This is a genomic window from Aeromonas sp. HMWF016, from assembly GCF_963878195.1.
GTDB lineage: Bacteria > Pseudomonadota > Gammaproteobacteria > Enterobacterales > Aeromonadaceae > Aeromonas > Aeromonas lacus.
Genome location: NZ_CAWNWX010000118.1, coordinates 1 through 4,902 on the forward strand (window position 1 = coordinate 1; position 4,902 = coordinate 4,902).

Consider the following 4,902-nt stretch of genomic DNA (forward strand, 5'->3'; position numbering starts at 1 on the left):
CCCCGCCACTACCCCCACCTCAACCCTGGATGCCGTGCTGGAGCGCGGTGTGCTGCGGGTTGGCTTCGACGCCGGCTATCAACCTTTCGAGATGACCAACAAACAGGGCCAGTACATCGGCTTTGACGTCGATCTTGCCAAGATGGTCGCCAAGGAGATGGGCGTGAAGGTCGAGTTCGTCAACACCGCGTGGGACGGCATCATTCCCGCGCTCCTGACCAACAAGTTCGACGTCATCATGGGCGGCATGACCGTTACCCCGCAGCGCAACCTGCGGGTCAACTTTGCCGATCCCTACATCGTGGTCGGCCAAACCATAGTGGTGCGCAAGGACAAGGCAGCCGAGATCAAATCCTTCACCGACCTCAACGACCCGAAATACAAGATTGCGGTCAAGCTCGGCACCACCGGCGAGCAGGCGGTCAAGCGCCTCATCCCGAAAGCCACCCTGCTGCAGTTTGAAACCCAGGATGACGCCAAGCTGGAAGTGATCAACGGCAAGGTCGATGCCTTCGTCTACGACCTGCCCTACAACGCCATCTTCGCCTCCCAGAACAAGGGCGCCGTGGTACACCTCGACAAGCCGTTCACCTTCGAGCCGCTGGCCTGGGCCATCCGCAAAGGAGATCAGGACACCCTCAACTGGTTCAACAACTACCTGCGCCAAATCAAGGGCGACGGCAGCTACGACCGCCTCTACAAGAAGTGGTTCGAATCCAACGCCTGGCTGAGTCAGCTCAAATAACCTCAAAAGGGGGCGCCTTGCCGCCCCCTCTCGCAACACCCCACACAATAACGAGAAGAGGTTGTGACTGTGCACACACCCAAACCGACAAGACAGATGGAAAAACAGCCCAACCCGCTACTCTGGCACGGCGTCTTTTTGCTGATGTTGCTGGTGGCCGTGTTCGGCATCTACAAGGCGGTGCAATCCGTTGACTACACCTGGCGCTGGGAACGCATTCCCCAGTACATCGCCTATCAGGCCGAACAGAAGAATTACGCCGAGTTTGACGGCACCGTGGTGGCCGGCACCACTGCCGCTGAGAAAGGCAAACTGTTCCTGCAAAACGATCTCGACCCCAACCAGCGCCAGCCCATCGCGACCAGCGGTGTGCAGGTCAGCGAAGGGGATACCGTCTTTCGTGGCGATGCCCTCGATATCCAGCTGAGCTGGACCGCCGGCCCCATCGCCTGGGGCGTCTGGATGACCATCAAGCTCTCGCTGGTGGCGGGCATCTTCGCCATTTTGCTCGGCACCCTGGCCGGGCTGGCCCGACTCTCCCCCAACCCGGCCCTGCGCAATCTGGCCGTCACCTATGTGGAGCTCATTCGCGGCACCCCGCTGCTGGTGCAGATCTTCATCGTCTACTTCTTTATCGGCACCGTGCTGAACCTCGATCGCTTCACAGCCGGGGTCGCGGCACTGGCCGTCTTTACCGGTGCCTATGTGGCGGAGATCGTCCGCGCCGGCATCAGCTCCATTCACAAGGGGCAGATGGAGGCGGGTCGCAGTCTGGGTCTCACCTCGGCCCAGACCATGCGCTACGTCATACTGCCGCAGGCGTTCAAGCGGGTACTGCCGCCACTGGCGGGGCAGTTCATCAACCTGATCAAGGACTCCTCGCTGGTGTCGGTCATCTCCATCACCGATCTGACCAAGGCGGGACGCGAGGTGGTCAGCTCTACCTTCAGCCCGTTCGAGGTGTGGTTCACCGTGGCGCTGCTCTATCTGGTGCTGACCGGTACCCTCTCTTTCCTGGTGCGCCGTCTCGAGGTGAAATATGCGAAAAGCAACTGATCCCATCATCAAAGCGACCGGTGTAGAGAAGTTCTACGGCAGCGAAGTGCATGCCCTGAAAAACGTCAGCACCGAGGTCGCCGAAGGGGAAGTGGTAGTAATCGTCGGCCCCAGCGGCTCCGGCAAGTCCACCTTTCTGCGCACCCTCAACCAGCTGGAGACCATCAACGACGGCGATATCGTGGTGGACGGCATCTGCCTGACCCAGCCGGGCGATGTCAACAAGCTGCGGGAAGAGGTGGGCATGGTGTTCCAGTCCTTCAACCTCTTTCCCCACCTGACGGTGCTGGAGAACATCTGCCTCGCCCCGCAAAAAGTGCGGGGACTATCGCGCAAGGAGGCCGAAGATCGCGCCAAGGCCCTGCTGCTCAAAGTGGGGCTCTCGGCCAAGGCGGGCAGCTACCCCTCCCAGCTCTCCGGTGGTCAGCAGCAGCGGGTGGCCATCGCGAGGGCGCTCGCCATGCAGCCGCGCATCATGCTCTTCGACGAGCCCACCAGTGCGCTCGACCCCGAGATGGTTGGGGAGGTGCTGGACGTCATGAAGGGGCTGGCCCGCGAAGGGATGACCATGGTAGTGGTGACCCACGAGATGGGCTTTGCCCGGGAAGTGGCGGATCGGGTGCTCTTTATGGAGAGTGGCGAACTGCTGGTGGACGAGAAACCAACGGAGTTTTTCGACAATCCCCCCTCCCCGCGCCTGCGCCAGTTCCTGAGTCAGGTGCTGTAACCAGTGCCGTACCACGGGAGAGGAGGCTGAGCCCCCTCTCCCGATTACCAGCCCTCACGCGCTGAAAATGTTAATGAAATATTGCTTTCATCCTTTATGCTGGAGAGCAATCGCTCTGAATGGATACCGGCTCATGGATGTGCAACTGATCCTGCTCTACCTATCCCCCCTCTTTCTGGCGTTTGTCGGCTGGGAGATGGTCTATCTGCGCAAGCATGGGGCGGCCTTTCCCACCGCCACCTACCAGTGGAAAGATCTGCTGGCCAATGCCACCCTGGCCCTGATGCATCAGGGGGGCGATGCGCTGGCAGCCATTGCCATCGCTTATCTGTATGACACCCTCTGGGGCTGGCGACTGTTCGATATCGAGCTGAACTTCTGGAGCGTATTGCTGCTCTTCCTATTGCAGGATCTCTGTTACTGGCTGTTCCACTTCACCAGCCACCATGTGCGCTGGCTGTGGGCGTCCCATGTGGTGCATCACAGCTCGGAACGGCTAAATCTCTCCACCGCCTTTCGCCAGAGCCTGATGTATCCGGTCTCCGGCATGTGGCTGTTCTGGATCCCGATGATTGTCATCGGCTTCCCGCCCGAGGCGGTGGTCGCCACCGTGCTGCTGAGCCTGGGCTTTCAGTTCTTCGTCCACACCCAGGTGGTGGGCAAACTCGGCTGGCTGGAGTGGATCTTCAACACCCCCTCCCACCACCGGGTGCACCACGCCAGCAACGCCAAATACATAGACCGCAACTTCGCCGGCGTGCTGATTATCTGGGATCGGCTGTTCGGCACCTTTGTCGAGGAAGATCCGGCCGAACCGTGCCGCTTTGGCATCACCAAACCGATCCATAGCTTCAACCCCCTCACTCTCACCTTTCACGAGTGGCGCGACATGCTGCGTGATGCCCGTGGCCAGCCATGGCGACAAAAACTCGCCGTGCTGTTTGGCAAACCGGCCGGACCTGCCAGCAGCTGAACCTTCGCCCCGAATAGCAACTCCCGGATAACAAGTCCCTGATAACCAATCCCTGATAACAAGAGAGCGCCACGGTGGCGCTCTCTTTTATGGTCAGTCACCGCCTCGATGTCAGAGATGGGTGAACGACCAGACGGCGGGGATCAGGCTTAGCAAGGTCACTCCGGCCAACAACCGTTCGCGACCGCTCAGGCAAAGATCTGTGCCCAGCTGACGGCGGCTGTAAAGAAACAGCAGCAGACCCGGCCCGTAGAGCAACAGCGACAGCAGCAGATACTCCACCCCGGCGGCATAGAGCAGCCAGAAGCCGTAACCGCTCGCTACCAGAGCCACCGCCCGCATCAGGCCTAAGCCCTGCCCCCCCTCATCCTTCCTGCTGCAAGAGAGCTTGAGCAAGAACAGGCCTATCAGCAGGTAGGGCACCAGGATCATCGAGGTGGAGATAAGCAGCAGGCTGGTGTAGCCCTTGCCGAGCAGCCACACCAGCAGCAGGCATGTCTGCACCGTCAGGCTGGTGAGCCAGAGCGATGCGATGGGAGTGCCGTTGCTGTTCTGGCGCCGGAAGATGGCAGGAAACGCGCCGTGGCGGGCCGCGCTAAAGGGTACCTCGGCCGAGAACAGCGTCCAGCTCACGTAGGAGGCGAGCACCGAGACGATAAGACCGACGCTGATGAGCAGCTTGCCCCACGAGCCGGTCATCTGGGCCATCAGCCCTGCCATGGAGGGGTTGGGCAGGGCCGCGAGTTCAGGGCGACTCAATATCCCCAGCGCCAGCACCGAGATAAGCACATAGAGCAGCAGCGCCAACACGACCCCAAGCACGGTGGCCGTGCCTACATCCCGCCGGTTTCTGGCGCGGGCCGACAGCACCGCCGCCCCCTCGATGCCGGTAAAGACCCAGAGGGTGATCAGCATGGTGTTGCGCACCTGCTCGGAGACCGGCACCGCCAGAGTGCTGCCCTGCTGATCCGCCGCGAAGGTGACCGGGTCGAACCAGTAGCAGGCGAACAGGATAAACAGCAGCAGCGGCAGGCTCTTGGCCAGAGTCGCCACCAGATTGAACAGCGCCGCCTGCTGCACACCGCGGGCCACCAGCAGGTGCACCGCCCAGAGGATGCAGGACTCGCCGACAAAAGCCGCCAGGGTATTGCCGTCACCAAACCAGATCTGCTCGGGGGTATCGATAAAACTGCCCAGCGCCGCAAAGGCAATGACCAGATAACCCACCACGCCGATGGTGGCACAGAGCCAATAGCCCCAGGCGGAGAAGAAGCCCACCAGATCGCCGAAACCGGCGCGGGCGTAGCTGTAGATGCCGCCGTCGAGATCCGGCCTTAACCGCGACAGGTAAAGGAAGCTCATGGCGAGCGCCAGGATGCCCCCCCCCCGTCACGCCCCAGC

4 protein-coding genes and 1 pseudogene are annotated in these 4,902 nt (G+C 61.2%); 4 read left to right on the plus strand and 1 reads right to left on the minus strand.

All coding sequences use genetic code 11. The annotated features are described in order from the left end of the window. The 4 genes from AACS24_RS20630 to AACS24_RS20645 form a co-directional block, all read left to right on the plus strand. Window positions 1–745, plus strand: a 745-nt coding sequence (locus AACS24_RS20630; RefSeq protein ID WP_108571848.1) for a transporter substrate-binding domain-containing protein, incomplete at its 5' end; no start/stop codon positions are given. Between the two features lie 96 nt (window positions 746–841). Then, a complete protein-coding gene (locus AACS24_RS20635) occupies window positions 842–1,801 on the plus strand; it encodes an amino acid ABC transporter permease (protein WP_033114390.1) in 960 nt (319 codons plus the stop codon). Continuing rightward, window positions 1,785–2,528 (plus strand): amino acid ABC transporter ATP-binding protein, encoded by a 744-nt coding sequence (locus AACS24_RS20640; protein WP_108571849.1) that lies wholly within the window; start codon window positions 1,785–1,787, stop codon window positions 2,526–2,528. Before AACS24_RS20635 ends, AACS24_RS20640 begins: the two co-directional genes overlap by 17 nt. A 133-nt stretch (window positions 2,529–2,661) precedes the next feature. After that, window positions 2,662–3,501, plus strand: coding sequence for a sterol desaturase family protein (locus AACS24_RS20645; protein WP_108571850.1), 840 nt, complete (start codon window positions 2,662–2,664; stop codon window positions 3,499–3,501). 111 nt (window positions 3,502–3,612) lie between these two features. On the opposite strand, the pseudogene AACS24_RS20650 reads toward AACS24_RS20645, so the two are convergent. Further along, window positions 3,613–4,902: pseudogene (locus AACS24_RS20650) on the minus strand (basic amino acid/polyamine antiporter); the annotation flags it as partial.

What these genes read in the sequence shown, in the direction of transcription:
- AACS24_RS20635 (WP_033114390.1), top strand. Translation starts at nt 842, where the DNA reads ATGGAAAAACAGCCCAACCCGCTACTCTGGCACGGCGTCTTTTTGCTG.
- AACS24_RS20640 (WP_108571849.1), top strand. Translation starts at nt 1,785, where the DNA reads ATGCGAAAAGCAACTGATCCCATCATCAAAGCGACCGGTGTAGAGAAG.
- AACS24_RS20645 (WP_108571850.1), top strand. Translation starts at nt 2,662, where the DNA reads ATGGATGTGCAACTGATCCTGCTCTACCTATCCCCCCTCTTTCTGGCG.